This is a genomic window from Microcoleus sp. T3_A4 (assembly GCF_036700465.1).
Taxonomy (GTDB): Bacteria; Cyanobacteriota; Cyanobacteriia; order Cyanobacteriales; family Microcoleaceae; genus Microcoleus.
Genome location: NZ_JAUBOY010000033.1, coordinates 22,916 through 46,011, shown reverse-complemented (window position 1 = coordinate 46,011; position 23,096 = coordinate 22,916). Strand labels below are relative to the sequence as shown.

Here is a 23,096-nt window from a genome sequence, read left to right as displayed (position 1 = left end):
TTTTTGATAACAAAACTGTCTCTTTTCCAGCAGTGAACCAGGGGTTGAAACCTGGCTCATAGCTAAATTCCTCTTAAGAGGGCTGGAAGATTCATTTAAGGCTAACTATTAATTTTACTCGTTCCCCGTCAGAGCAGGCAAACATTTACAATTTCTACGTTTCATCTCCCAAATAAGCCTCAATCACCGCCGGGTCATTTCTCACAACAGCAGGTTCTCCCAAAGCAATAAGCTGACCGAAATGCAACACGGCAATCCGATCACACAACCCCATAACTAGCGGTACATGATGCTCGATCAATATTACAGTTAAATTGAATTGCTGGCGTACTTCTCGGATAAATTCGCTTAATTTGTGCTTTTCATTGGGATTCATGCCCGCTGCCGGTTCATCTAACAAGAGTATTTGCGGTTCTAAGGCTAAAGCGCGGGCAATTTCTAAGCGCCTCTGGTCGCCGTAGGCCAAGTTTTTGGCTTGTTCGCCCGCGCGATCGCCCAATCCGACTAAATCCAACAATTCTAAGGCTTTTCGCTGGGTTTTGCGTTCCATTGCGTTAGATGCTGGCAAGCCGAAAATCCCCGCCAGCACCGATAAAACTGGATTGCCCGATCGACTGTGGATGTGTCGGGCGATCGCCACATTTTCCACAGCAGAAAGTTCCCCAAACAACCGGATATTTTGAAAAGTTCTGGCAATACCTTTATTAGCAATTTGATAAGGCTTCAATTGGGAAATATTTTCATTTTGATAAATCAGGTTGCCACTAGAAGCAGGTATCAGTCCAGTCATTAGATTAAATAGAGTTGTCTTGCCCGCGCCGTTAGGGCCGATTAATCCAAAAATTTCGTGTTTTTCAACTGTAAAAGATACGTTGTTTACAGCAATTAAACCGCCAAAACGACGAGTTAATCCTTTTGCCGCTAAAACAGGATTGCTTGTTGAGAGGGTAAGGGGTTCGGAAATCATAAACACATCATAGAACGAATATAAGATATCTAATTATGCCTTAGACTGCCGAATGTTCTTAAAGTCACCCTTTTTAAGCAGTATTTAGGGCGATCGATTGCACCACGGGCAAGCACAAATTTAGATCGCCCGGAGTCCTGAAACAGTTTGATGAGAATGTATACACAATTATTCAAATGGCTGAGACGGCTCATCAAACACAAGGATTCTAGCCCATGACGAAGCACTACCGACACAGATTAGCTGCCGTAATTGCCCTCTCGTTTCTATCTTTCACATCGCCTTTGCTGTTGACTCGCAATGCTGCGACTGGAATTGGGGAGGAACCCACAGCTAATCCCAAACAGATTGCCTTCCTCACCGAGAAGTTAAATATTAACGATGAAATGGCACTTGATCCAGCTATTAAGCTGTTACGAAAAATAGGTGAACCAGCCATCCCTGATAGGATGGAAGCTTTGCAGGATCAGAATTTGTCAGTCGGCCAGAGTGCTGCTGAGGTTCTAAGACAAATCGGTCTTCCTGCTATTCCTGCCTTTGTCAAAACCTTGAAAGACTCAGATGTGTCGGTTGGTGCAGAAACTAAAATTGCTGTGCCGCAGCTAATTCTGTTGCTGAAAGACTCCGATGCAACTGTGCGTAGCCGTGCTGACTATGCTTTGGGAAGGATGGGTGCAGAAGCTAAAACTGCTGTGCCGCAGCTAATTCTGTTGCTGAAAGACTCCGATGCAAATGTGCGTAGCCGTGCAGCCAATGCTTTGGGAAAGATGGGTACAGAAGCTAAAACTGCTGTGCCGCAGCTAATTCTGTTGCTGAAAAACTCCGATGCAAAGGTGCGTAGCCGTGCAGACTATGCTTTGGCAAGGATGCGTGCAGAAGTTAAAACTGCACTACCACAGCTAATTTCCCTGCTTCAAGACTCAGATGCAACTGTGCGTAGTAGTGCAACCAATGCTTTGGGAAGTTTCGGTGCAGAAGCTAAAACTGCACTGCCCCAGCTAATAGTCTTGCTGAAAGACTCCAATCCAAATGTGCGTAGTAGTACAGCCTCTGCTTTGAAAAAAATCCGTGCAAAAGCTTAAACTGCATTGCCGCAGCTAATAGTCTTGCTGAAAGACTCCAATGCAAATGTGCGTAGGTAGTGCAGCCTCTGCTTTGGGGACGATTGGTGCAGAAGCTAAAACTGTTGTGCCGCAGCTAGTTCCGCTGCTGAAAGACTCCGATGCCAATCTGCGTAGTAGTGCAGCCTCTGCTTTGGGGACGATTGGTGCAGAAGCTAAAACTGTTGTGCCGCAGCTAGTTCCGCTGCTGAAAGACTCCGATGCCAATCTGCGTAGCCCTGCGACCCCTGTCTTGCTAAGTATTGCTCTTCACCTTCAAGAAAAAGCAAAGACGCTAACTTCACCGGAGTTAAATCAGGCTGTATCAAACCTAGAATCAGCCTTAAAAATTTTGGACGAACCTAAAGCTAATTTGTCACAACCAAGGATCCCAAATCTCCGTGTATACATCAATGCTCTCAAAGCTGAACAAAGCAATCGCCCCTGCATCAAATCACTTCCCAAAAGTCCCTACATCTGGGGAATTTACTTATTTTTCCTCTTCCGAACCTTTGGCATCCGCCCACTGTGGCTGCTCAAAATCTACGAAACCTTAAAACCGAAATAGCCGGCGGCAGAAACATCACCGTTTTGCTAGCAAAACTCTATGTCAAACCACTCATTGCCAAGAAAAAAGGCACGACAGACGGCAATTTACTCGCTACTATTTTTGAGTTAATACTGCACTATTTAAACCAAATAAACCGCAGCGGAACAGAGGATAAAGTCAGCGATTACACTGCTAGATATTAACGGCAACGATGAGAGTTAATGGCAAGATTTCTTGAAGGTAGCCGACTCCCAAAATTCATCAGAAGCGATCGCAGGCTTTCTGTTAGCCGTAAAAAATTGCTATCTCGATAAAATTCCCGGTGTAAAAGATACTGACTTTCTGCCACAAGAAATCACATCGCGCTATAATATTACAATTACCGTACCGCTTCAATCTCCTCAAGCCGTCTCGCCTGGGTAATCTTATGACGATGTACGTACCGGATTCGCAGCCTTCGCAAACAAAAGTCCTCCCTACGATGTATGATTTACCCAGTGAAGACCCGGAGGAACCCGGTTTGCCTGACGAATTCCACGACTTTCAACCTGAACTGCTGCGTTTAACCTGTCGGCCCGCAAACCATCCGCCCGAACAAATATTTATAGCGACAGACCTTAATCTCTACTACGATTCTAACCATCTCAATTGGTACAAAAGACCTGATTGGTTTGTCGTCTTGGGGGTTCCGAGATTTTATCGAGGTGACGAATTACGCCTCAGCTACGTGATGTGGCAAGAAAATGTCAGTCCTCTGGTAGTAGTAGAACTGCTATCACCTGGAACTGAAGATGAGGATTTAGGAATCACAGAAGAAACACCAAATAAACCGCCTACTAAGTGGCGAGTTTACGAACAGATTTTGCAGATTCCTTACTACTTTGTTTTTAGTCGGTACAACAATCAACTGAGAGTATTTCGTTTGATTAGCAATCGTTACCGCGAACAAGTTTTAACCGAACCCCGATTCTGGATACCGGAATTAGAATTAGGTATAGGTTTGTGGGAAGGTTGTTATCAAGGTTGTTCGAGGTTGTGGCTGCGTTGGTACGATGTCAGTGGCAATTGGGTTCTGACTCCAGAGGAGTTTGAAAGGCAGCGAGCCGAATTAGAAAGTCAGCGAGCTGAATTAGAAAGTCAGCGTGCCGAATCAGAAAGTCAGCGGGCAAATAGTTTAGCCGATCGCCTCAGAGAAATGGGCATTAATCCAGATGAGCTGTAAAATTAAATAGCAGCATGAAATGGTGCAAGCTGCAAGCGCTGTCCATAAAAACTTATTAACTAAAAATAAATTATGCCAGACTCTACCTCACTGCGCGATCGCTACCTAGCCCTAATCGACAAAATTGTCGAAATCACCCTCAAAGGTCAAATTCGCTCCAAAGAACAAGTTTATCAAATGCTGGTGCAAGACATTAGTACCGGTACTGGCGAAATCTTTGAACGCTGTTTCGGCGAACGCCTTGATGCCGCCGAAAATCAACTCAGAAATGAAAAAGACGAAATCAAACAAGCAAAGGCAAATCGCAGCCTCAGAGCTCTCAAAACCATCCAAGGAGAATGGGAACGCTGGCAGAAAGATAACCGCGTCGATCGCGCAATTGCATCCTCTATCCAACAAATCGTTACTGCTGAATCTAACGCCCGCCTCTTGGCATTATTGCAAGTAATTGATCCGAATAAAGAACATCCGCTGACTCTAGATCAATTGCAGCAATTAGCCAAATCTCTGCACCAACAAATGCTGCAAACTGCCAATCCCGAAACCGAACAAGATTTGCAGCAAATCACCGCCGGCATCGCCAAAGGTTTAGAATCTTGGCAGCGTTTGGAACCGGAACTCGTGGGCTGGATTTATCAGCCGCAGCAGCTAGGATTTGCCGGTAGTCCCGAACAAAATGGGCCTTGGGCTTTTTGGGCCAAAAAAGTTAATAGTCCCTTTACCCAGGCTCTTTTGAATACTATAGCGCTTGGTGAATCTGTCGTTCAATTTGCAGCCCAGAAATCGAGTTTAGATTTAGGCATATTGGTGGAAGTGGCGATTATATTGCAGTGTTTGCAGCGGGCGTTGGCGACATGGTTTGATAAGCAAGTTTATGATTCCAAAGTGTCCACAAAAGCTTCAATTTCTACTTACATTACTTTTGCGGTAATTTGGAGTCAGCTAGCTAGTGGGTTTAATAATTCTACAAAGAGTGGCGAGCAGTTGGCAAATGCTTGTTTTCAAGTAACTTTGCAAATTTTGCGCGCTTTTTCTCAGCGAGAATACTTTCCGCTTTACGGGGGAATCTTTGCTTCGTTTGATGGTAAAGCTCTGCGGCATACTTTGGATTATTTAGATGAACCGCTGCGGCGAGTTGAAGGCACTCAAGCGAAAGCTCGGATTCTGACGCTTTTGGGTTATTCGATGCAGGCGGCTGGGGCCTATGAGCGATCGCTCTTGCTGCACAAGCAAGCGCTGGAAATTGCCCGTACCGAAGGAGACAAAGCTTGCGAAGTTGCCAATCTCAATCACATCAGCCGCAACTATGTTGCTCAAAAAAATTATCAGGAAGCGATTAATTACAGCCAGCGGGCTTTAATTATGGCACGACAAGCGGGAGAGCGACAAGGCGAGGCAAATGCTCTGGCTAATTTGGGCTACAGCGAAGTGTTTCAAGCGCGGCAGTTGGAGGAGGTGGAACCGGAGGTTTACGAGAGTGCGATCGGTTATTTGGAACAAGGTTTGTTGCTATCGGAAAAATTGGGCGATCGCCAAAGTCAAGCTTTTTGTTCCAGCAGTCTTGGTATTGCTAAAATCGCCCTGGAAAATGCTGAAGGTGCGATCGAATATTTGCTCAAAGGTTGGCAAGCGGCTCAATTCTCAGGGGATTTATATTTGCAAGGTCTGAATTTGGCTTACTTGGCTCAAGCTTATTACAGAATCAACTCACTAGAAAAAGCGATATTTGCGGGCAGTTTGGGGATGTATACTTTGGAGCAAATTGGTGCGATGGAGTGGCGTCAATCGGCTGGCTTGTTGACTATTTTGCGGGGTCAAATGGGGGCTGAATCTTTTAAACAAGCTTTGGCTAAAAGTCGAGCGAATATCATTCCGGCGATCGGTGTTGATGGCTACGATTACATCCCGGAGTTGCTGGAAAAATATCAGCAATCTATTTAACTCTTTGTGGAACAGGCCGAAAAGCCTGTTGCTGAGAGGGGTGCAAAATGTAAGTTTTAACTCACCCAATAGCTGCATTATCAATAAGTCTTTCAGGGGCGGGCATGATGCCCAGCCCACAACCAAATTTAAGTCTTTGTGGAACAGGCATCTTGCCTGTTCATTTGTTTTTATGCACCCCAACCTCCAAATAACTAATGCTCAACTATCACCGGTGTGCCAACTGCGACTTTCTCAAATAAAGCCTGTGCGTCTTTGTCAAACATTCTGACACAACCGTGAGAAGCCGCCCCCCCGATCGACTCTGGATTCGGAGTACCATGAAAACCAATCACATTCTTGCCATCCGTCCAAAATCCCATCCACCTACTCCCTAATGGATTGTCTGGCCCAGCAGGAATAAGTTCTCCTGTCCAAGGATTTTGCCAAACAGGATCTTTGATCATTTGCATAACTTTAAAATTGCCAGTAGGAGTTTCCCAGCCGCCTTTTCCCACAGCAACCGGGAAACTGGTTTGCACCTTATTTTGTCGGTAAACATAGACGCGGCGTTCTCGCAATTTCAGGACTAAACGCACTTCCTCAATAGGATTTACTGCAGGCTTTGGTTCCTGGGGAATATAACGAAATGGTTCTCCCAAGGGTGGTAGTTCTGGGGTTCCGAGATTCGGCAATTGTGTCTCGGATGTGGGCCGCTGCGCTGCGATCGCACTATTACTTGAATTAGCCACCACTTCAGCAGTCGCCTGCTGCTGTATGCCCACCGACAGCGCGACTGCACTCAAGCTAAGCACAATTAGCTTATTAAATAAAAATTTGCTGTTCACCATTTTTTTGTTCGCTAAACTCCTAACCAGCAGTTCCTACAAAGTTCCTATCTAATTATCCGCCAACAGCACCCCATGAGAAAATTTTTGAGATGGCTTTTTGACCGCAACTGCGCGGCACTGTTTGTAGTTGAAATTCCACCACTGATAACTTGTAACTCAACACACAGCTTACGCAATAATACCAAAACAACAAGGTTTTTATAAGCTGCTCAGTGGAGTTACGCAATAGAATGTCGTTAAAGAAACCCGGTTTATGCGTAAATCTTGCAAGAAAATGATTAAATTTTACCTCCGACTAATTTGCTTTTTTAGCAAGGGCCGACTGGCGATCGACTATTCAAACTATGGCGCTGCTATATCCGGCAAGCACAATCTGTCTTTGGGTAGAGTTCCTCCCAGGAACAGTTAGGTCTGCGGAAAAAAACTGCAACGGTCGATCGAATAAACTCAATATATCACGGCAACACTCTAGAGATGCAAACCGCTGAACTTGTTGTAAATCGGGAACTTATGATGTAAAATTTAGTCTTTCAATACTTGTTCGATAATCTTTTTTTGAGATTGTCATAAATTTCCTACTCTGGGGATTAAACTGGATTAGGTATAGAGGTTGGGACTTTCGTGCATCGGAAGCAAACCCGACCCTGAATAGCAGTTAATGTGAGGTTTCAATGCGTCTTCAGAACATCAAATTATTGACAGGTGCAACACTGTCGGTGGTAATTTCGGCGGTCTCAGTAAATCCTGCGATGGCTAACCCTGCAACTCAAATAGCCCAAACGCAGACCACCACAACAGCAAACACTACAACCATTGTCGGTTTTGTCAAAAGTATTGTCGGCGATGTAGTAACTATTCGCGAAGAAAGCGCGCCGTACAGGACTCTCAGGATTCAAAGATGCGTCCTGAGAATTATTGGCCTAGTACCGGGAATGAAAGTCAGAGCCACCGTCGCCGGCTCTCAGATCCAAAATATCGCGGTGATCCCCGATTATAAGGTTGTAGCCACAACGGTTGCTCGTCCCGCAACCCCAGCACCGGCACCGCGTCCGGCTCCAGAACCGCCACCGCGTCCGGCTCCTCGTCCGGCTCCGGCTCCGGCTCCGATTCCGGCTCCCCGTCCAATTCCGGCTCCGGCTCCCCGTCCGGCTCCTGTGAGAGGACTTTGGTAGACCTAGGTTATACCCTTTTTGATTTTTGATTTTAGATTTTCGATTGGGAATGGGCAATGACGATCAAGCAATTTGATCCGGGGCCCCCGGATTCATTCGTGGGGTGGCGTTCTTCAATCTAAAATCTAAAATCTAAAATCTAAAATCTAAAATCGATTGACTGATCGAGCTCAAAGTTTGGAGCACAGGCCTACAGTTGCATTGTTTTGTACAACTGGTATCAGTAAATGGAATTAAGCCACCGCGCCGGCGGTGGCTTAGCTGTTGAATAGCAGTTAGAATAATAGAATTGTCCAGCAATTGTGGAGAAATCGCTGCTATGTATTACCTGCGTTTCTTGCTGCTAATTCTGCTGTTGCCGATGATTGCGTGCGATCGAGCTACAGATGCGATCGCCCCTGCTGTGGGCGACAACGGCCCCGTGTCGCAAATTCCCTCCCGTGCACCGCTGGCAAATGTTGGGACAAATCAAATTGTACCGACCAAACCGCTGTCGCCGCAGCCAATCCGTATTGTTGCAACTACTTTGCCGCAGCCAGGAGCCAGCGAAAGCGCCTCAAAACCTCCTCAAGTAGTACCGATTCCCGCATCGCCAGTGCTGCGAGTGCCTCCTGGCTTTGTCGTCAACGTTTTTGCTGACAATTTAGACGCTCCCCGATGGCTGGCTTTGACGCCGACAGGTGATGTTTTGGTAACAGAAACCCGGCAAAATCGGATTACACTGTTGCGAGATGCCAACGGCGATGGGGTTGCTGAGGTTCGCAAGACTTTTGCCAGTGCCCAAAACGGGTTAAATATTCCCTTTGGCATGGGTTTTGCCGATCGCTATTTTTTCCTCGGAAATACCGCTGAAGTCCGCCGATTTCCCTACACAAAAGGGCAGGAACAATTAACTGGTACTGGTCAAAAAATTGCCGATTTACCGGGCGGTGGCTACAACCAACACTGGACGCGAAATGTTGTGGTTTCCCCCGACAAGAGCAAGCTTTTCGTCTCAGTTGGATCGCAGTCTAATGCCGATGTCGAACCCCTGCCGAGGGCATCTGTTCAAGTGATGAATTTGGACGGCAAGAACCAGCAAATTTTTGCTTCCGGTTTGCGAAATCCGGTGGGATTGGATTTTCACCCAAAAACCAATCAACTCTACACGACAGTCAACGAACGCGACGGTTTGGGAGATGATTTGGTGCCGGATTACTTGACAAGAATTCGTCAAGGCGAGTTTTACGGCTGGCCTTACACTTATTTTAAGCCGAATTTGCTCGACCCGCGCCACGCCAGAAACGGCAATAGCGATCGACCTGATTTAGCAGCTAAAACATTAATGCCGGACGTTTTGTTTCAGGCGCACTCGGCAGCTTTGGGGCTTCAGTTTTACGACGGCAAAACGTTTCCCAAAAGATTTCTCAACGGGGCATTTGTGGCGTTTCGCGGCAGTTGGAATCGGAACGCTGGAACTGGTTATAAAATCGTGTTTGTACCTTTTAATGCGGCGAACGGACGCCCTCAAGGTTATTATGAGGATTTTCTGACTGGTTTTCTCACAGATCCGTCTGGCCCGAAAACTTGGGGGAGGCCGGTTGGTTTGCTGGTTTTACCTGACGGGAGTTTGTTGTTTACTGAGGAAGCGAACAACCGGATTTATCGAGTGCAGTATCGCGGGTGACGATGGGGGGATTAATAAATTCTTCGCCAGCGTCTACTTTTTGTTGAATCAAGAATTTATCTTCTTTTATAATTTCACTATTCAATTTGAGATTCGCTGGGTTGGGGCGGGTTTTGTAGACAGATTGCCTGCTGTTGGTTCTGATTGCGCGCTCAAACCGCCTCTACAACCTCGAATATATCAGAACGATCGACATTTTGCGATCGCCCTTTAAAATCCAGAACCGGGTTGTTTGAGAAATTCCGCTTCTTCGGGGGTTGTTTCGCGTCCTAGAATTTCATTGCGGTGGGGAAATCTCCCAAAACGTTCGATTATTTCCAAATGCTTCTGCGCGTATTCAATGACTGAATCGCTGTCAGGTTCGCCGCTGAGTTGGCGAAATAGTTCCACAGATTTTTGCTGGTTTTCTAATTTTTCGCTGTGTTCAAAAGGCAGATAAATAAACCATTTTTGTACAGTCAGCAATTCGCGATCAAAGTTATGATTAATAGCGTATTCTGCGGTGGCTAAAGCTTTGCTATCTGTGGCGAATGCTTGAGGTGTTCCGCGAAACATATTACGCGGGAATTGATCGAGCAGTAGAATTAATGCTAGGCAGTTTTCGGGGGAATCTTTCCATGAGTCGAGTTGACCGGAGGCGGCTAGTTCGTATTGCGGGAGAAAGCCCGATCGCACTTCTGCATCAAAATCCGCATCTTTTTCAAACCATTTCTTGTGGACTTTGCCAAACTCAAGAGAGTTCGATCGACCAAACCAAAAATCTAAAACTTCATTCATTAGCAATCTAGTACGCGATTGATTGTTGATGAAATATTCTGGGTCTGTAGTTGCACAAAACGTGCTATCTGTGCAACTACAAACCACAGCGATTAATGATTAGCAATAATGACTTAGGAACCTTTGTTGTCCAGTGCTTAAATTTACGAACTAGCAAACAATCTGTCCCAAGTTTTGCCTCCCACAACTCCGTCTACAGGAATATGAGCTTGCCGCTGAAATCTTTTCACTGCATCTTCGGTTGTCGGACCGAAAACGCCATCAATTACGATCGGGTGTCGGGACAAGCCCCGCGCGTTCAACAACTTTTGCAGTTTCTTCACATCGTGCCCTTTCGAGCCACATTTTAAAATCCTTTTATGGTGTCTTACTACTGGTTCATGGCAATCATTAGTGGGGCAAATTGCGCTGCCCGCTGTATAGTTTGCTGCATTTGCGCCAGTCAAAACTAATAAGCCCAGAACTGCAAGTAAATAATAAAAAGTCTGCGATCCAACCATACTTTCCCTGTTAATTTTCTCAAGCGTTTTTTGCAAGTTGGACGATTGTTTGAGGGTGAGAAACCGGGTTTCTGGGATGGGGGCATCCAATCTCGATTCACCTGGTTTCTGGCAACAGTCAACCGACATTCTACAATATAAGTGGCTTTACTGCAAAATCTCCGATCGTGCAAGTTAAATTTTGTTGCTGTTTGGTAGCAGCAAAGGTAACAATAACTTCGCAGGCAACTGCAACTGTCAGGATTACCAAGTTTCGCGCCAGCGGGTAATCGCAAACGTCATCATTCGTCGCTGAAGGAACCCGATAGTGTTGGTTCCAAATTATTTCGGAGTAATCGGCAGCTAATCCGACGTGCACGCAGGGAAGGGAGACACTCGCACAGTAATCCTTGACTGCTTGCCGCCCGACACTGTTATCAAAAGTATCGATGATTGTGGCGCTGTTGGCAAGCAGCCGATCGACATTTGCGGGTGTCAATTCTTTTGAGTGCGCGTCAATGCTGACGGACAAAGCGCGGTAGAGGTTGTTGGCGAGAATTTTGGCTTTGAATGCGCCGATGTCCGATCGATAATAGGGTTGAGTGGAAAGGTTGCGTTCCTCGATGCGATCGCGATCGATGACTTTTAACTGACAAAAGCCCGATCGCGCCAGACTTTCTGTAATATTCGCACCCAAAGCACCCGCCCCGCACACCGTTACCGGGAAATTTTTGATCTGCGACATCACTGCCGCACTTCTGTAAAGTTGTTCGTGAAAAAATATACTCATAGTCAGTAGTCAGTAGTCAGTAGTCAGTAGTCAGTAGTCAGTAGTCAGTAGTCATTATTTACTATCTATCTTCAACTACTCCAACTAATGATTGCAAGTCGAAGTCTTTGTCCAATCCGCTGAGACAAATCCCCGCACTCATAACTGTCAAGTCATTTTTGGCGATCGCAGAAGTGTGGTGTTCTCCCGTTCCGCTAGTCCATTCAACTAGCCAATAATTTTCGCGATCGAAAAAATCCCGCAATTCACCGCCTCCCATTTTCAACGCCCGCTGCAAGCGCTTTTCTTCCCGCACTTTCGGATCGAAACCTTTAATATTTCGGGACACCAATTCGTAAACTGTTCGCATTTCCGGCGTCATTCCTTTAAAGCGAATATCTTGAGGCAAAATCAACTTTTTTAAAGCTGCTTTCAACTTCTCAGAGGGCAGCGGATCGGCGCGCCTGTCAATCTCTTCAAACCACAAACAATGACCGTCCCACCGCGCAACAATCGGCTCAAACTGCGAACCTTCTGTTACTAAATGCACGGGTACGGGTTTGGCAACACCCGTGCGCTGTTTAGCATCAGATTCGTTAACCGGATAAGCCAGCCAAGTTTGCCCTTGCAGCACGTAAGCCAAGTGCAAGCGAACGGGTACGAGCAGTTGCAAATACTCGGCAACTTGCGGCCAACTCGGTTCCTCAATCACCGCAGCAATTTTCTCATTAATCGGCCTAAAAATAGCCCATCCTTCAAATTTGCGCGGCTGGGGTTGAAAAGTATAAACCATTGAGCTAACTCTTATCCGTACGCTTCCTCCGCGCACGCAGGGCGCCAAAAATTGGGTATCGAGTAGCTGCCCTTCTTGGGCCGCAAGTTGGCTGAGAATTCTGCGAATATCTGCCAATGGATTGACCTCCCTAATCTTACTTATTGTACAGAACGCACTTTTAATTAAAGCCAATACAAAGAATTGTAAACACTCTTGACACGAATGAATATCCTAATATAATATTGAGCGAGGATAGAATTTTAACCTTGTAAATATCTCAAGTAAATATGCTGCCAAAGCTTTTTTCTAAGTTGGTTGTAGTGACAGCTCTGACAGTTCCTATTTTGGGGTCAGTCCAGGTAGCTAAAGCTCAGGACAGCTATGGAGCTACTGCTTATTCTCCGACTTCTGACGCCACTGGTATTAGTTGGGACCATGCTACAGAGAAAGAAGCACTAAACGCAGCAGTAGCCGTCTGCAATGAACAAAGCGGAGGTGCGAACGACTGCGAACCCCTGACATCTAATAGTAATAATTGTGGAGCGATCGCAGTAGGCAAAGGAGGAGCCGGTGCGGGCTGGGGCGACGATAAAGAAGCAGCAGAAGCTCAAGCTCTCGCAGGTTGCAGCGAACTAGAGGGCGGCAGTTGTAAAGTGCAGCTTTCAGCTTGCAACAACTAATTAAACTGATAAAAATCGGTGGAAGAGGTGTATATTTTGGCTGCTCAAACAGCTTAAAAATTTGTATTTGGTATGGTGTGCATTGCACACCATACCAAATACAACTCAGCTAAAATTAGGGTACGCAATGCACACTCGACGCAGCTAATCTCTTACTTCGGAGGTAACTGCATCTGGTGGCAGCAAACTTTCTAATCTATCTTTAGACCAGTATTCAGTAGGGTAAGCAAGTGCAATAATATCAGAGAGTCGAATCAGCCACGTAACTTGCCCGTAAGCATCGATATGTTCCGCCTGTTCGTTAGGGGGAACTATCACCAAAAGTTCCACAAACTCCCCGAACAAATTAGTCGGGATGCCGCCGAAACTGCTATTATTTGTTTTAATCCAAACTTTACTGCCTCGATCGAGAGCTTCTTGGAGTCGCTGGCAGAGCAAACTGGATTTTTTGACCTGGGATTTTTTGGCTTTCGACTTTTTTCCCATAGTTTTAAGAAGTTAAAGTAGTTGTATTGTGGGTTGCACCGTGGGTTGCACAGTTCGTTAGACAGTGGGTTGAGATTTAGTGCGATCCTCTTCGTTGGCGTAGCCCCCGTAGGGGCGGGCTTTCCTTCGGATCGCGAAAGCTAACGCTAACGCGGTTTGGTATTGAAACGGACAAAAGGAAAAAGGGCGATCGCCCCCTCGCTACCCCATTACTCTAGTCTATAAGAAAGTGCTGTACTGCGATCGTAATAACAATTTAATCGCAAAATGGGGAAATGACACCAGCTTAAAAAAAATGCCACTGTCGCCAAACTCCCAACCCTGGTTGTCATCAGTGATTCCCAATCTAAAATCTAAAATCTAAAAACTAAAGTGGTATTACCTGCCGTATCATGTTACACAATCAGTCAACGAGGCCCGTGTTTCTACTGTGTCCAAATGCAGTATAATCGGCGGAATCTTCCCAAATCGTTTAAGTAAAACAATGGACTGGCGAAAGCTCATTCATCTCGAACCCAAAACTTCAGCAGGTAAACCCGAAGTGAAAGAAACTCGATTGTCTGTAGAATTTTTGCTAGGGCTCTTTGCTGCGGGATGGACTCAACAGCAGGTGTTAGAGAAATATCCGGCACTGACTTCGGAAAAGTTACGCGCTGCTTTGGCTGGTGCGGATTCCCAGTTAGTGTCATCCATCGCTAATCCAGAATTACAAGCAATTATCGCTCAAATTAGAGAATAATTTAAAATAGGGAAAACGCTTTCGGTTGAAGATGAAAAAAATCGAAATTTTAACAGTCTCACAGCCTTCAGGAATTCCACATACCTTTTGCAAGTGAGCAATAAACCCCTAACCCACCCTCACCAATATCAATAGACCAGCACGCGGTAGTAACTTTAACAATGCCCTGTACGTTTGTAACAATGCAAGGCTTGATTAGTGATACGGGGTTTGAACCCGCTTGGTTATGGCCCCTCATCCGTACCATCCAACTTAATCCTGTTGGGGATTGTGCTCGCTTCTATTGCATTGGCTACCAACTTGCTCAATCGATAAGTTCAGTATTCCAGTTTGCTTGCTGTATTTTAGTATCTAACTCCCGATACTGTCTAGACATTCGATCCATTTGCGTTTGCAGTTCACCAACGTTAATTGTACTAAAAAATTTGACTTCTGAGCGAGTAGAGCGGTCTTGCCTCAAAGCGGTTGCGTCAACTAAAGACTTGTAGATCCCACGCTTAAGGGCGAGAACATCTCTCTTGGCTAAAGCATCCGATAAAGTCACTCCCTCTTCCAGAGTTGTCAGCGAATTAGTCTTGTTAATTTTCTTAATTAAGTCTTCCAGTTCCTGCGCCCCTGCATCTAATTCGCTAATTAGTGCTTGGGGATTTTCAGGAGGTTCTTCTCCTTCTTGTACTTTAGCACTTCTTGTCAACCTGGCTCGCAGTTGTTCCATTCTTTTTTGACAGTCTGCTCTTAAAATTAAAGCTTCAGCTAGTTTCATAGTGTGTTTTCCTTTAGCTCCATGTCAATTTTAGCTATATAATAAGTAAGGTACGCTACGGCGCACCCTACATTTTACTTGTCATCCCTCACAGGCAGCGACGTATCCAGAATTTCCATCAACAATTCCAGTCGCGAAGGACGGCTCAACATCGGCACTAAATTCGGCAAGGAGTAATAATCACCCGCAAACGTAAAGGTTTCTACCGATACTTGTTTGTCCTTCAATTGCTTCTGGACATATTCGCACCAAGCACCAACTCGCACAATCACAACATCAGGATTTACCCCCAAACTGCGACAGTAATTCTGATAAGCATCTGCAAAATAAGGTGCAGTGTTTTCGCCTTCATCTGTTACGATAATGAATTGCTCGACAACCTGCTTTTTAATTCGCATTGCTTCTACCGCGCAACCGCAACTTGTGCCGCCGCCACTGCGAATGTGCTTGAAAGCGCGTTCCCAGTCTGTCAATTCGCTGCCATTTGCTTGCACTGGATACGGCATCGTGTCAAAGGCATAAACGAACAGTTCAGCGTCGGAAATGCCGGAAATCAAAGCAGCGAGACGCTTCCCAACTTCGATCGCACTTTCCATCGAACCAGACTTGTCAATCAACAAACCGGTTGCTTTCGCAATCTTGCCGCGCTTCTTCACCTGTTCGTTTGTCACCGCTTCCAGCTTCGCCGCCGTTGCTGCGTCGAAGTTCGCGCCCGCACCCGCAACACTCGCTTTGTAAGCAGAAACCCGATCGCACTTTGCCGCTTCATCCAGCTTCGAGTCAATCAACTGCTTGACTTCCGCGTGATCCATCGCGCCGCGAGACTGAATCGATTTCAAATTGTTGATGACTTCCTGCGGGGACATCGAGTTAATCAGCGCCGCCAAAACCGTTGGCGTTAGCTGTTTGATCGCACCAACTGCGATCGTATACGGAATCTTGTACTCAACAATCAAATTCGCCTGTTCCGCAGGTGTCGCCGCCTTTGCTAACTGCTTCAAAACGAATGCCAGAGAGTCTTCCGGCGGATTGTCTTTAAACAGAATAGCGTTAGCGCGATCGCTCGGCTTGACGTGCAGCGTTGCGTACAAATGCTTCATCGCCTTGCGGTTGCGGATGGCCGCGCGATCAAAAAACTGCGGATTCTTTTCCCGCGATTTCAGATAGCGAGTGACAGCAGTGCGCGCGCTGCGGGGCAACTTATTCTGGTGCCGCTTCATAAAGTCCACAATCCGCGAAACCTCGTAGGGAGGGAACTCTTGCAGCATCATAAAACCGGCATCTCGGTGTTCCGTCAGCGCCGAAGTCAGCAAATTTCCGGCAAAAACTTCCTTGTGATCGCGCACGTCGCCGTGACGTTGATACCACACTGCTAAATGACCGTAAAAAATGGGGTCTAATTCGATTATTAACTTGTGAATTTCTGCTACTTTTTCTAATACACGGTGAGGAGTGGTGAGCAGACTGTTGAGCATTTCCAAACGTAAATCGCGCTCTGCTGTATTCATATTCATTGGTGTTACCTTCCTATTCGATTTTGGATTTTGGATTTGAGAAGTATTCAAAATCGGTGGTTGGCAGTTGTTGCACGCTAGCGAGTGAAATTTAAAAATCACCGCGCAAGTTTGGGGAGCTTTTTTTAGTAAACCTATGGCTAAACCTAATAGGGTCTGTATGTAAGCTCTCGCGATTGGGGCGCGGCAAAAACTGCGATTTGAAATTAACTATTTCAGGGAAACTGTTTCTAATTCGATCGCTCTCAAATCTGGTTCAACCCAGTTATTTCGAGCTTCCCAAGACATCAGCCGATCGCGCGTGTAGTAGCGAAATGGTAAAGTGCGATCGGCATATTTTGCAATCAAACCGTTAGCAAGATTTACCATCGATCGATTCCGGCTTTCATCGGCGAGATACCGGCGAATAGTTCGCACCCAAAACAGCGTTAGGGTTTCGTGATATCCGCCATCTTTTGTAGTCTCAATTCCCTGAACGGAGTTGTAACGTTTAATGCCATTCCGCACCGCATTTATCGCTTCTTGCTCCGAGTCATAACACAAATACCAAAGGGCAACGGTTAAATGCGCTTCGTGAGTCCATTGACTTCGTGGCAGGCTGCCTTCTTGGAAAGCGTGAATCAGACTGTCTATCTCGCTGGGCGGTCGGTAAATTAGAGTTGTATTTTTCATAATTTAATTCTCCTCACCACTTTTACATCTAATATTTATAAATATGAGATGTTCCGCACAAGTTAGCAAAGCGTTTTGACAGTGCGATGGCTCTACCCCTGAGCTACAGCCCCTTAAACGGGGCTGGCAGGATTTGAACCTGCGACCAATCGATTAGAATGTGTGTATTCGCTTCACTCGTTAGGGTGCGGAACAAAATTTTTCTAATCTCTAAACTAGAAAGTTTTGACTTGTGATTATTCTAAATTGCTCATTCTTTTTTTTTTGTAGATAAAGTCACTTCGCGCAAGTTAAGAAAGCCGTTGGCACATACGCAGGAGTTGAACCCGCGACCTTTTCTTTAAAGAGAAATGCTCTACCAATGAGCTAGTACGTAAGCTTCCTTTGTTGGGGCGCGAAGTGGAACTTTTAAGCACCGGATAGATATAAAAAATTCAGCTATAAAAGGCAGCGCACAAGTCAGAGAAGCTTTAGCCTCGCGGTAAGTAGGAATTGAACCTACAATTCGATTTTAAGTCGAACGTTTCCAGTTTGTAAGCTTCTTTAGTTGGGGTGCGCTGTCTAATAGGTGCTTTAAGTGAATTTCTAGCCGTAAACAGCTTCTGGGCGCACAATTAAATCACCGCTGGGACGGCGATCGAGCACGTAAGACTCGAAGCGAGATCCCTTGACATCAAAATGATTGGCCAGACGTTCCTTAATAGCCTTGTCGCTCATTCCTGCCGCGATACCCAGTTGGTCTTCTGCCACGTCATAGGAACGTCCTTCAAAACGAATGTGAACCATTACCGATACCTCCTAGAGCAATTTTGGATTGTGGATTGGTAGCTTATCTGCTCTCGAATTTGGCTTTTTGTGAGACTTAGCAAACTGCCAGTATCGGTAAAGATTCACGACATCTGATAATCTTTACTAAAAGAAGCGCCGTTCTAAATGATAAGCTTGTTTGATATTGCGGATTTCCTCAGCCTTTTTGCTTGATTGAAATCTGGCAGAGCTTGTCTGTTCTGAATCCGCAGGAAATTCGTTGAAATTAGACTGATTTCGTACAACATCTGACTCTGGCCGAGTCAGTTTGTAACCGAACAGTTTCGTATAAAGTAACAACATGACAATCGAGTTTATATTACAAGACTTTCAAATTGATGTTCGTTGAAATTTTGAGCAATATTTAGTTGTCAAGGTTCAGAATTTGCACGAAAAATACAGGTTTTTGCTTGTCCTGCACTTGCCATATTTATATACTACGTGTATACTACATAGGTGTCAAGGGGGTAGCAAAAGTTTTTTAGATAAAACTTACACGAGTGGCTAGAAACCTGGTTTTTTCAGGAAAATATTTCGTTGCAACCCGCAGATTCGGTAAAAAACCCGGTTTCTTGGGTCAAAGTGCGATCGCCCGCTGTAACATCGATCAAACATCCTTAACATAAGAAATGCTGTCGCGAATATTGTGGAAGCCAGCAGACTCGTAAAGCCGCAATGCACCTGATGAATTTTCAGCATCAACGCCGAGAATAGCAGTGGCGACACCGGCAGCTTTGAGTCGATGCAAACCAGCGAGCAACATTGCTCGTCCCAATCCAATTTTGCGGAAGCCGCGCCTAGTGCCGAGACAGGCAATCCAGCCTTCATTGCGCCCGGTACGATCGCACTCTTGCACACTAATCTCGCAGTAACAAAAACTGACAAATGTGCCGTCATCAGCAACAGCAATCAAGTCTAAATCATTTCTGTGATCGGGTTTAGCTAACTGGTGCTTAAATTTATCTACCGTTAAATCGTGATGATTCCAGTGATCGATAAATGACTGGTTGAACATTTCTACCCAAGCTTCCGCATCCTCTTCGCCGGGGAACTGAATGAGGGCAAAACCTTGTGGGAATTGCGGTTCTGGGATCGGTTCCGAGAGCGATCGCGCCATTCGGTAAAAATAGCGATCAGCCTGGAAACCATTACTTGTCAGCAATGAAATGCGATCGCAATCCTCAGCGCGAGCGTAGGTTCGCAGTTTCACGCGCCCGCCCCGCATCGCAGACACCTCGCGCATCCGCACTTCACCCCAGGCGATCGCGGCTGCTTCCACATCGCCGGATCGCACGTCGGGGTGGACGCGAAACCACAGCCAACCGTCAATGACTTCCCCAGGCTCAGAAACCGACAACTGAGCAAAACCGATTAATTTTCCTTCCGCATCTTCCCAAAGGCGGATATCGCGCGCTACATCTAGGGACGGTTGGTTAAATTCTTGTTGTAATTCCGAGATGGAAGTGCCTTCATCGAGCCGATCGACTTCTTCGCAAATATTGATTAAATGGGCGATCGCATCTAAATCGCGATCGCCCCCATAGCAGCGCGCCGAGAGACTTGCCATCATAGCTAATCACCATTTCCTGTCGTTATTCAGTTTAAAAATAGCTTGGGCGATCGCACTTTTATCGATCGACTCGCCCCAATGGTCGATCGGCATTAAAAATCCGACCACGCAAAAACCCCGACGCATCGAACCGCTACAGCAGTTGACTGTAAACGTGAGTTTCGATAAATTCAGGTTTAGGATTTGGGATGGGAGTAGAAGGACTTGAACCTTCGACCTTGAGATTAAGAGTCACCTGCTCTAACCAACTGAGCTATACTCCCGCATCTAGGCTACTATAACACAACTGTTCTGAAAATTCAACTATTTTTGTAAAAATTTGTGGCGATCGGTCTGAATCAACATTGAAATCGAGAAAATACCGCATACAATTTTTGTGTAATTCCTAGAAAATCATTTTGTAGTAAGGACTTCAGTCCTTTTTTGCCCGCAGTAATTGCAACTAATAAAGTCCTTATCGCTAATGCTTCACTCGATAATGAAGCAACATGAAACCGTTGCTGTAGATTTTGCGATCGGCAACTTCCAAATTGGTCGGCTCGATTGCACCGAAAAAAAGAGGAATTCCCGCTCCGATTACTACCGGATTCAACTTCACAATCATCTCGTCAATCTCAGAAAAAAGAGTTGCCGCTAAAGCCCCACCACCGCAGAGCCAGATGTCTTTACCCATTTCTTTTTTCAATTCCTGAACCAATGCGACAGGATTGTCCGAAACAAGTTGAATATTCTCATCGGGACTGGCTTCCATAGTGCGCGAAAAGACATACTGCTTCAAGCTGGGATAAGGATTAGTTACACCCACATTTAGTCCTACCTCATAGGTTTTGCGTCCCATCAAAACCGCATCAAACTGCTTGTTCTCTGCACGAATGCCTAGTGCTTCCTGAAGGTGAGCCGGAATAGTCTCAGGAAAGGAATCGAACAAATCAGCAAAATGCTCTCCTTGCATAGGAAAACAATCAAATGAGCCATCTTCGCGAGCAATAAACCCGTCAACGGTGCAAGCAACGTAATATTTTAGTTTTCTCATCATGTTTCACGTTCATTTTGATAATTTGATATTACAACAAATTTACCTCGTAAAAACCAGGAGGTGTTTCATCAAAATCATCCGCAACGTAAGTAAAAATTCCTTGAGCACAGCCAAATTTACGGGGTTTGAAAACAGCAGTCATTTGAGGTGACGTTTCTTTCAGTTTTTGGATTTCGTTTAAAATTTGAATATCCTTTAATAACAAAATCCACTGAATCAATTCTAATTTGAGAGCTTGAATGCTCATGGCTTCTATGTTGAATAACTAGAAAATTTAGACTTATTATAAACCAATCCACCGAGGAGGTACTGCCCCTCCTATCCCCGCGTTATCAGCACGGTGTCTCGCTTTTCGACTTCCGGTGGTTAAAAGGAAGATGAAGGAATCGAACCCTTACAGTTACCTGTACCCCAGTTTTCAAGACTGGTTGCCAACCATTTAGCGGCATCTTCCAAGGGGTGTCCGACGGGGCTTGAACCCGCTAATAACTAGCTTCACGGGCTAGCGTCTCGACCGCTTCGACTTCAGACACCGGAAGTGGAGTCAAGGAGAATCGAACTCCTGGCCTCTTGCGTGCAAAGCAAGCGCTCTACCAATTGAGCTATGACCCCGCGTCAAAGATTCACCTGTGGAGTAAATCTAAAATCTAAAATCTAAAATTGGTGTGGTGGATTGCGATCGGATTTGAACCGATATCTTTCTAACAGCCAGTTAGATGCTTTACCAATTAAGCTACGAACCCATTCAGCAGGAGTGGTAGGACTTGAACCCACAACATTCGAGGTAGAAGCTCGACACTCTATCCAGTTGAGTTACACTCCCATGTTTTTTGTTAATGCGCGATTCCCTAGGGGATAGCTGCGCTTCACGCACTTTGACGTGCAAGTTATCAGAGCATTGCGTTTTCTCAGTTACTAGAGGGACTCCGCCGATGAGTTATTACACACTCTTTAAAGGATGGCTACCTTTAAGCCAACCTGCCGGGTTCAATGCACTCCTCGTTCTCAAACGCCCGCTGATTTTGACAGCGTTACCTTTCCTCTCGTACTAAAGTATGTAGGCTCCAAAGATTGGGGCACGCAAAGGGCGATCGCTCTTAATATAAAAAATTATCCATTCAATGGAATCAACCTCCTTAAATTAAAGCAAAAACAACGAGAGTGGTAGGACTTGAACCCACAACATCCGCGTCCGAAGCACGGCGCTCTATCCATTGAGCTACACTCCCATAAATTGGTAGTCCTGACAGGAGATTACCCCGCGTCTGCTTGTAAGGCAAACGCTCTACCATCGAAGCTCAGGACTACAAAAGCGGATGATGGGACTCGAACCCATGCGCTGAGAATGGCATACTCAGATGCTAGCCTTTACATCACACCCGCAAACCGATTTTAGATTGGAAATTTGAGATTTTGGATTAAAAAAACCTCTCGTTTAGCCAAGCGGATAACGAGGCTCGAACTCGTGCCTAGAGTTTGGAAGACTCGAATGCTACCGTTACACCATATCCGCAATTGTGGGGCTGGTGATAGGAATTGAACCTACAACCGACTGATTACAAATCAGTTGCTCTGCCTAATTGAGCTACACCAGCACGCCAAGCAGATGGCGAGATTTGAACTGGCAAAAAAGCTTTACAAGAGCCTCATGTTGCCAATTACATCACACCTGCATTTTTGGTGGCGGGGGCAGGAGTTGAACCTGCTATTAAGAGGCTTATGAGACCTCCAAGCCTACCCAGGCTACTTCACCCGCGATGTCACCAAATACCCCTGACTGGCATCGAACCAGCACTAACTAGATCCTAAATCTAGCGCCTCTACCGATTGGGCTACAGGGGCAAAACCGATTTGAGATTTGAGATTTGAGATTTTAGATTGAATAAAACCTCATACCCCTGACAGGACTCGAACCTGCAAAAAACACTCGTTCTGAGCGAGTGATGTTTTCCAATTACATCACAGGGGTAAAGTCGGGATGGTTGGATTTGAACCAACGACTCCATGCTCCCAAAGCATGGCTTCTGGCCGCTGAATTACATCCCGTTGATGCTCCTAGTGAGACTCGAACTCACACTCAAAATAAAACAGATTTTAAGTCTGCCGCGTCTGCCAATTCCGCCACAGGAGCAAGTAGAAACTTAGTTAAAAATTTGGTACTCCTGGTGAGAGTTGAACTCACACAACACAATTTTTGAAATTGCGGCCTCTGCCAATTGGGCTACAGGAGTGTAATTGATCTGCTTTGGTAATAGCAGAACTGGGAAGGCAGGGATCGAACCTGCATTTTGCCGCTTTCAAAGAGCGGTGCCCTACCAATTAGGCGACTTCCCAATAATTGGATGCCGAGGCAGGGGTTGAACCTGCAACCTCATCGTTCAGAGCGATGCGACTTGCCTTTCGTCCACTCGGCAATTGAAAAAATGGCTGCCCCAGTAGGACTCGAACCTACAACCTAGCGGTTAACAACCGCTTGCTCTACCATTGAGCTATAAGGCAACGCAATCCCCCAAGTCAGTATCGAACTGACGACCTCTTGTTCTTCAGACAAGCGCTCTACCAACTGAGCTATCGGGGGAAA

Annotated in this window: 25 protein-coding genes and 21 tRNA genes; 10 read left to right on the top strand and 36 right to left on the bottom strand. The window is 45.8% G+C overall.

The genetic code is table 11. From position 1 onward, the window contains the following. Nucleotides 1-154: 154 nt before the first annotated feature. On the bottom strand, nucleotides 155-967 hold the full coding sequence (locus QUA07_RS19385) for an ABC transporter ATP-binding protein (RefSeq protein ID WP_333328007.1): 813 nt from the start codon (nucleotides 965-967) through the stop codon (nucleotides 155-157). 215 nt (nucleotides 968-1,182) lie between these two features. Here QUA07_RS19385 and QUA07_RS19380 point away from each other — a divergent pair, with 215 nt between their 5' ends. The 6 genes from QUA07_RS19380 to QUA07_RS19355 all read left to right on the top strand — a co-directional run bounded on the left by QUA07_RS19380 (nucleotide 1,183) and on the right by QUA07_RS19355 (nucleotide 5,780). Further along, the gene (locus QUA07_RS19380) at nucleotides 1,183-2,049 is read left to right on the top strand and encodes a HEAT repeat domain-containing protein (protein ID WP_333328004.1); all 867 of its coding nucleotides are present in this window, start codon (nucleotides 1,183-1,185) and stop codon (nucleotides 2,047-2,049) included. Nucleotides 2,050-2,089: 40 nt separating this feature from the next. Next, on the top strand, nucleotides 2,090-2,635 hold the full coding sequence (locus QUA07_RS19375) for a HEAT repeat domain-containing protein (protein WP_333328001.1): 546 nt from the start codon (nucleotides 2,090-2,092) through the stop codon (nucleotides 2,633-2,635). After that, nucleotides 2,596-2,820, top strand: a complete 225-nt coding sequence (locus QUA07_RS19370) for a hypothetical protein (protein ID WP_333327998.1) — start codon at nucleotides 2,596-2,598, stop codon at nucleotides 2,818-2,820. Before QUA07_RS19375 ends, QUA07_RS19370 begins: the two co-directional genes overlap by 40 nt. Nucleotides 2,821-2,851: 31 nt before the next feature. After that, nucleotides 2,852-3,040, top strand: coding sequence for a hypothetical protein (locus tag QUA07_RS19365; protein ID WP_333327995.1), 189 nt, complete (start codon nucleotides 2,852-2,854; stop codon nucleotides 3,038-3,040). Nucleotides 3,041-3,044: 4 nt separating this feature from the next. Further along, complete coding sequence (locus tag QUA07_RS19360; protein ID WP_333327993.1) at nucleotides 3,045-3,839, top strand: Uma2 family endonuclease; 795 nt, start codon at nucleotides 3,045-3,047, stop codon at nucleotides 3,837-3,839. Between the two features lie 72 nt (nucleotides 3,840-3,911). Then, nucleotides 3,912-5,780 carry a tetratricopeptide repeat protein gene (locus QUA07_RS19355; protein WP_333327989.1) on the top strand — a complete coding sequence of 623 codons (1,869 nt, stop codon included), beginning with the start codon at nucleotides 3,912-3,914 and terminating at the stop codon, nucleotides 5,778-5,780. Between the two features lie 194 nt (nucleotides 5,781-5,974). Here QUA07_RS19355 and QUA07_RS19350 read toward each other — a convergent pair whose 3' ends face one another. Next, nucleotides 5,975-6,610, bottom strand: a complete 636-nt coding sequence (locus QUA07_RS19350) for a L,D-transpeptidase (protein WP_333327985.1) — start codon at nucleotides 6,608-6,610, stop codon at nucleotides 5,975-5,977. 671 nt (nucleotides 6,611-7,281) lie between these two features. Between QUA07_RS19350 and QUA07_RS19345 the strand changes: the two genes are divergently transcribed. Further along, nucleotides 7,282-7,782: an autotransporter gene (locus QUA07_RS19345; protein WP_333227542.1), complete on the top strand. Its 501-nt coding sequence runs from the start codon at nucleotides 7,282-7,284 to the stop codon at nucleotides 7,780-7,782. 319 nt (nucleotides 7,783-8,101) lie between these two features. Further along, nucleotides 8,102-9,448, top strand: a complete 1,347-nt coding sequence (locus QUA07_RS19340; RefSeq protein WP_333327982.1) for a sorbosone dehydrogenase family protein — start codon at nucleotides 8,102-8,104, stop codon at nucleotides 9,446-9,448. 210 nt (nucleotides 9,449-9,658) lie between these two features. Here QUA07_RS19340 and QUA07_RS19335 read toward each other — a convergent pair whose 3' ends face one another. The 4 genes from QUA07_RS19335 to QUA07_RS19320 all read right to left on the bottom strand — a co-directional run bounded on the left by QUA07_RS19335 (nucleotide 9,659) and on the right by QUA07_RS19320 (nucleotide 12,383). Further along, nucleotides 9,659-10,225, bottom strand: coding sequence for a DUF924 family protein (locus tag QUA07_RS19335; protein ID WP_333327979.1), 567 nt, complete (start codon nucleotides 10,223-10,225; stop codon nucleotides 9,659-9,661). Between the two features lie 143 nt (nucleotides 10,226-10,368). Beyond that, nucleotides 10,369-10,815 carry a peptidoglycan-binding domain-containing protein gene (locus QUA07_RS19330; RefSeq protein WP_333209086.1) on the bottom strand — a complete coding sequence of 149 codons (447 nt, stop codon included), beginning with the start codon at nucleotides 10,813-10,815 and terminating at the stop codon, nucleotides 10,369-10,371. 40 nt (nucleotides 10,816-10,855) lie between these two features. Continuing rightward, nucleotides 10,856-11,494: a ThiF family adenylyltransferase gene (locus QUA07_RS19325; protein ID WP_333327977.1), complete on the bottom strand. Its 639-nt coding sequence runs from the start codon at nucleotides 11,492-11,494 to the stop codon at nucleotides 10,856-10,858. A gap of 61 nt (nucleotides 11,495-11,555) precedes the next feature. Then, nucleotides 11,556-12,383, bottom strand: coding sequence for a hypothetical protein (locus QUA07_RS19320; RefSeq protein WP_333327975.1), 828 nt, complete (start codon nucleotides 12,381-12,383; stop codon nucleotides 11,556-11,558). A gap of 152 nt (nucleotides 12,384-12,535) precedes the next feature. On the opposite strand from QUA07_RS19320, the gene QUA07_RS19315 reads away from it, so the two are divergent. Next, on the top strand, nucleotides 12,536-12,928 hold the full coding sequence (locus QUA07_RS19315; protein ID WP_333327973.1) for a DUF4189 domain-containing protein: 393 nt from the start codon (nucleotides 12,536-12,538) through the stop codon (nucleotides 12,926-12,928). Nucleotides 12,929-13,072: 144 nt separating this feature from the next. On the opposite strand, the gene QUA07_RS19310 is transcribed toward QUA07_RS19315, so the two are convergent. Beyond that, nucleotides 13,073-13,414, bottom strand: coding sequence for a hypothetical protein (locus tag QUA07_RS19310; RefSeq protein ID WP_333327969.1), 342 nt, complete (start codon nucleotides 13,412-13,414; stop codon nucleotides 13,073-13,075). Between the two features lie 484 nt (nucleotides 13,415-13,898). Between QUA07_RS19310 and QUA07_RS19305 the strand changes: the two genes are divergently transcribed. Then, complete coding sequence (locus QUA07_RS19305) at nucleotides 13,899-14,153, top strand: DUF433 domain-containing protein (RefSeq protein WP_333327966.1); 255 nt, start codon at nucleotides 13,899-13,901, stop codon at nucleotides 14,151-14,153. 304 nt (nucleotides 14,154-14,457) lie between these two features. On the opposite strand, the gene QUA07_RS19300 is transcribed toward QUA07_RS19305, so the two are convergent. The 29 genes from QUA07_RS19300 to QUA07_RS19160 form a co-directional block, all read right to left on the bottom strand. Beyond that, complete coding sequence (locus QUA07_RS19300; protein WP_333327962.1) at nucleotides 14,458-14,916, bottom strand: DIP1984 family protein; 459 nt, start codon at nucleotides 14,914-14,916, stop codon at nucleotides 14,458-14,460. Nucleotides 14,917-14,990: 74 nt separating this feature from the next. Continuing rightward, on the bottom strand, nucleotides 14,991-16,430 hold the full coding sequence (locus tag QUA07_RS19295) for a hypothetical protein (protein ID WP_333327959.1): 1,440 nt from the start codon (nucleotides 16,428-16,430) through the stop codon (nucleotides 14,991-14,993). Between the two features lie 210 nt (nucleotides 16,431-16,640). After that, nucleotides 16,641-17,102 carry a hypothetical protein gene (locus QUA07_RS19290; RefSeq protein ID WP_333327956.1) on the bottom strand — a complete coding sequence of 154 codons (462 nt, stop codon included), beginning with the start codon at nucleotides 17,100-17,102 and terminating at the stop codon, nucleotides 16,641-16,643. A gap of 303 nt (nucleotides 17,103-17,405) precedes the next feature. Continuing rightward, nucleotides 17,406-17,477, bottom strand: a tRNA-OTHER gene (locus tag QUA07_RS19285). 210 nt (nucleotides 17,478-17,687) lie between these two features. Next, nucleotides 17,688-17,888: a hypothetical protein gene (locus QUA07_RS19280; RefSeq protein ID WP_333327953.1), complete on the bottom strand. Its 201-nt coding sequence runs from the start codon at nucleotides 17,886-17,888 to the stop codon at nucleotides 17,688-17,690. A gap of 126 nt (nucleotides 17,889-18,014) precedes the next feature. After that, nucleotides 18,015-18,212, bottom strand: a complete 198-nt coding sequence (locus QUA07_RS19275) for a radical SAM protein (RefSeq protein ID WP_333327950.1) — start codon at nucleotides 18,210-18,212, stop codon at nucleotides 18,015-18,017. Nucleotides 18,213-18,516: 304 nt separating this feature from the next. Further along, nucleotides 18,517-19,479: a GNAT family N-acetyltransferase gene (locus tag QUA07_RS19270; RefSeq protein WP_333327947.1), complete on the bottom strand. Its 963-nt coding sequence runs from the start codon at nucleotides 19,477-19,479 to the stop codon at nucleotides 18,517-18,519. 189 nt (nucleotides 19,480-19,668) lie between these two features. Continuing rightward, a tRNA-Lys gene (locus QUA07_RS19265) sits at nucleotides 19,669-19,742 on the bottom strand. Between the two features lie 197 nt (nucleotides 19,743-19,939). Further along, complete coding sequence (locus QUA07_RS19260; protein WP_333327944.1) at nucleotides 19,940-20,515, bottom strand: dihydrofolate reductase family protein; 576 nt, start codon at nucleotides 20,513-20,515, stop codon at nucleotides 19,940-19,942. A 28-nt stretch (nucleotides 20,516-20,543) separates the two neighbouring features. After that, entirely contained in the window at nucleotides 20,544-20,762 is a 219-nt protein-coding gene (locus QUA07_RS19255) for a hypothetical protein (protein ID WP_333327941.1), read from the bottom strand. Nucleotides 20,763-20,886: 124 nt separating this feature from the next. Further along, nucleotides 20,887-20,969, bottom strand: a tRNA-Ser gene (locus QUA07_RS19250). 4 nt (nucleotides 20,970-20,973) lie between these two features. Next, nucleotides 20,974-21,048: transfer RNA gene (locus tag QUA07_RS19245), tRNA-His, on the bottom strand. 6 nt (nucleotides 21,049-21,054) lie between these two features. Continuing rightward, nucleotides 21,055-21,127, bottom strand: a tRNA-Ala gene (locus QUA07_RS19240). Between the two features lie 54 nt (nucleotides 21,128-21,181). Beyond that, a tRNA-Ala gene (locus QUA07_RS19235) sits at nucleotides 21,182-21,258 on the bottom strand. A 6-nt stretch (nucleotides 21,259-21,264) separates the two neighbouring features. Then, nucleotides 21,265-21,338: transfer RNA gene (locus tag QUA07_RS19230), tRNA-Arg, on the bottom strand. 333 nt (nucleotides 21,339-21,671) lie between these two features. Then, nucleotides 21,672-21,744, bottom strand: a tRNA-Arg gene (locus tag QUA07_RS19225). Nucleotides 21,745-21,750: 6 nt separating this feature from the next. Beyond that, nucleotides 21,751-21,821, bottom strand: a tRNA-Val gene (locus QUA07_RS19220). Nucleotides 21,822-21,957: 136 nt separating this feature from the next. Then, nucleotides 21,958-22,028 (bottom strand) — tRNA-Gly (locus QUA07_RS19215). Nucleotides 22,029-22,033: 5 nt separating this feature from the next. Continuing rightward, a tRNA-Thr gene (locus QUA07_RS19210) sits at nucleotides 22,034-22,110 on the bottom strand. A gap of 6 nt (nucleotides 22,111-22,116) precedes the next feature. Beyond that, a tRNA-Thr gene (locus QUA07_RS19205) sits at nucleotides 22,117-22,188 on the bottom strand. A gap of 95 nt (nucleotides 22,189-22,283) precedes the next feature. Then, nucleotides 22,284-22,357: transfer RNA gene (locus tag QUA07_RS19200), tRNA-Leu, on the bottom strand. Nucleotides 22,358-22,408: 51 nt separating this feature from the next. Beyond that, nucleotides 22,409-22,484: transfer RNA gene (locus QUA07_RS19195), tRNA-Leu, on the bottom strand. Between the two features lie 4 nt (nucleotides 22,485-22,488). After that, nucleotides 22,489-22,561, bottom strand: a tRNA-Pro gene (locus QUA07_RS19190). Between the two features lie 4 nt (nucleotides 22,562-22,565). Then, nucleotides 22,566-22,646: transfer RNA gene (locus QUA07_RS19185), tRNA-Leu, on the bottom strand. A gap of 23 nt (nucleotides 22,647-22,669) precedes the next feature. Next, nucleotides 22,670-22,746, bottom strand: a tRNA-Leu gene (locus tag QUA07_RS19180). A gap of 29 nt (nucleotides 22,747-22,775) precedes the next feature. Beyond that, nucleotides 22,776-22,849 (bottom strand) — tRNA-Gln (locus QUA07_RS19175). Between the two features lie 5 nt (nucleotides 22,850-22,854). Beyond that, nucleotides 22,855-22,929 (bottom strand) — tRNA-Gln (locus tag QUA07_RS19170). Between the two features lie 10 nt (nucleotides 22,930-22,939). Next, a tRNA-Asn gene (locus tag QUA07_RS19165) sits at nucleotides 22,940-23,014 on the bottom strand. A gap of 6 nt (nucleotides 23,015-23,020) precedes the next feature. Further along, nucleotides 23,021-23,093: transfer RNA gene (locus QUA07_RS19160), tRNA-Phe, on the bottom strand. Nucleotides 23,094-23,096: the final 3 nt, after the last annotated feature.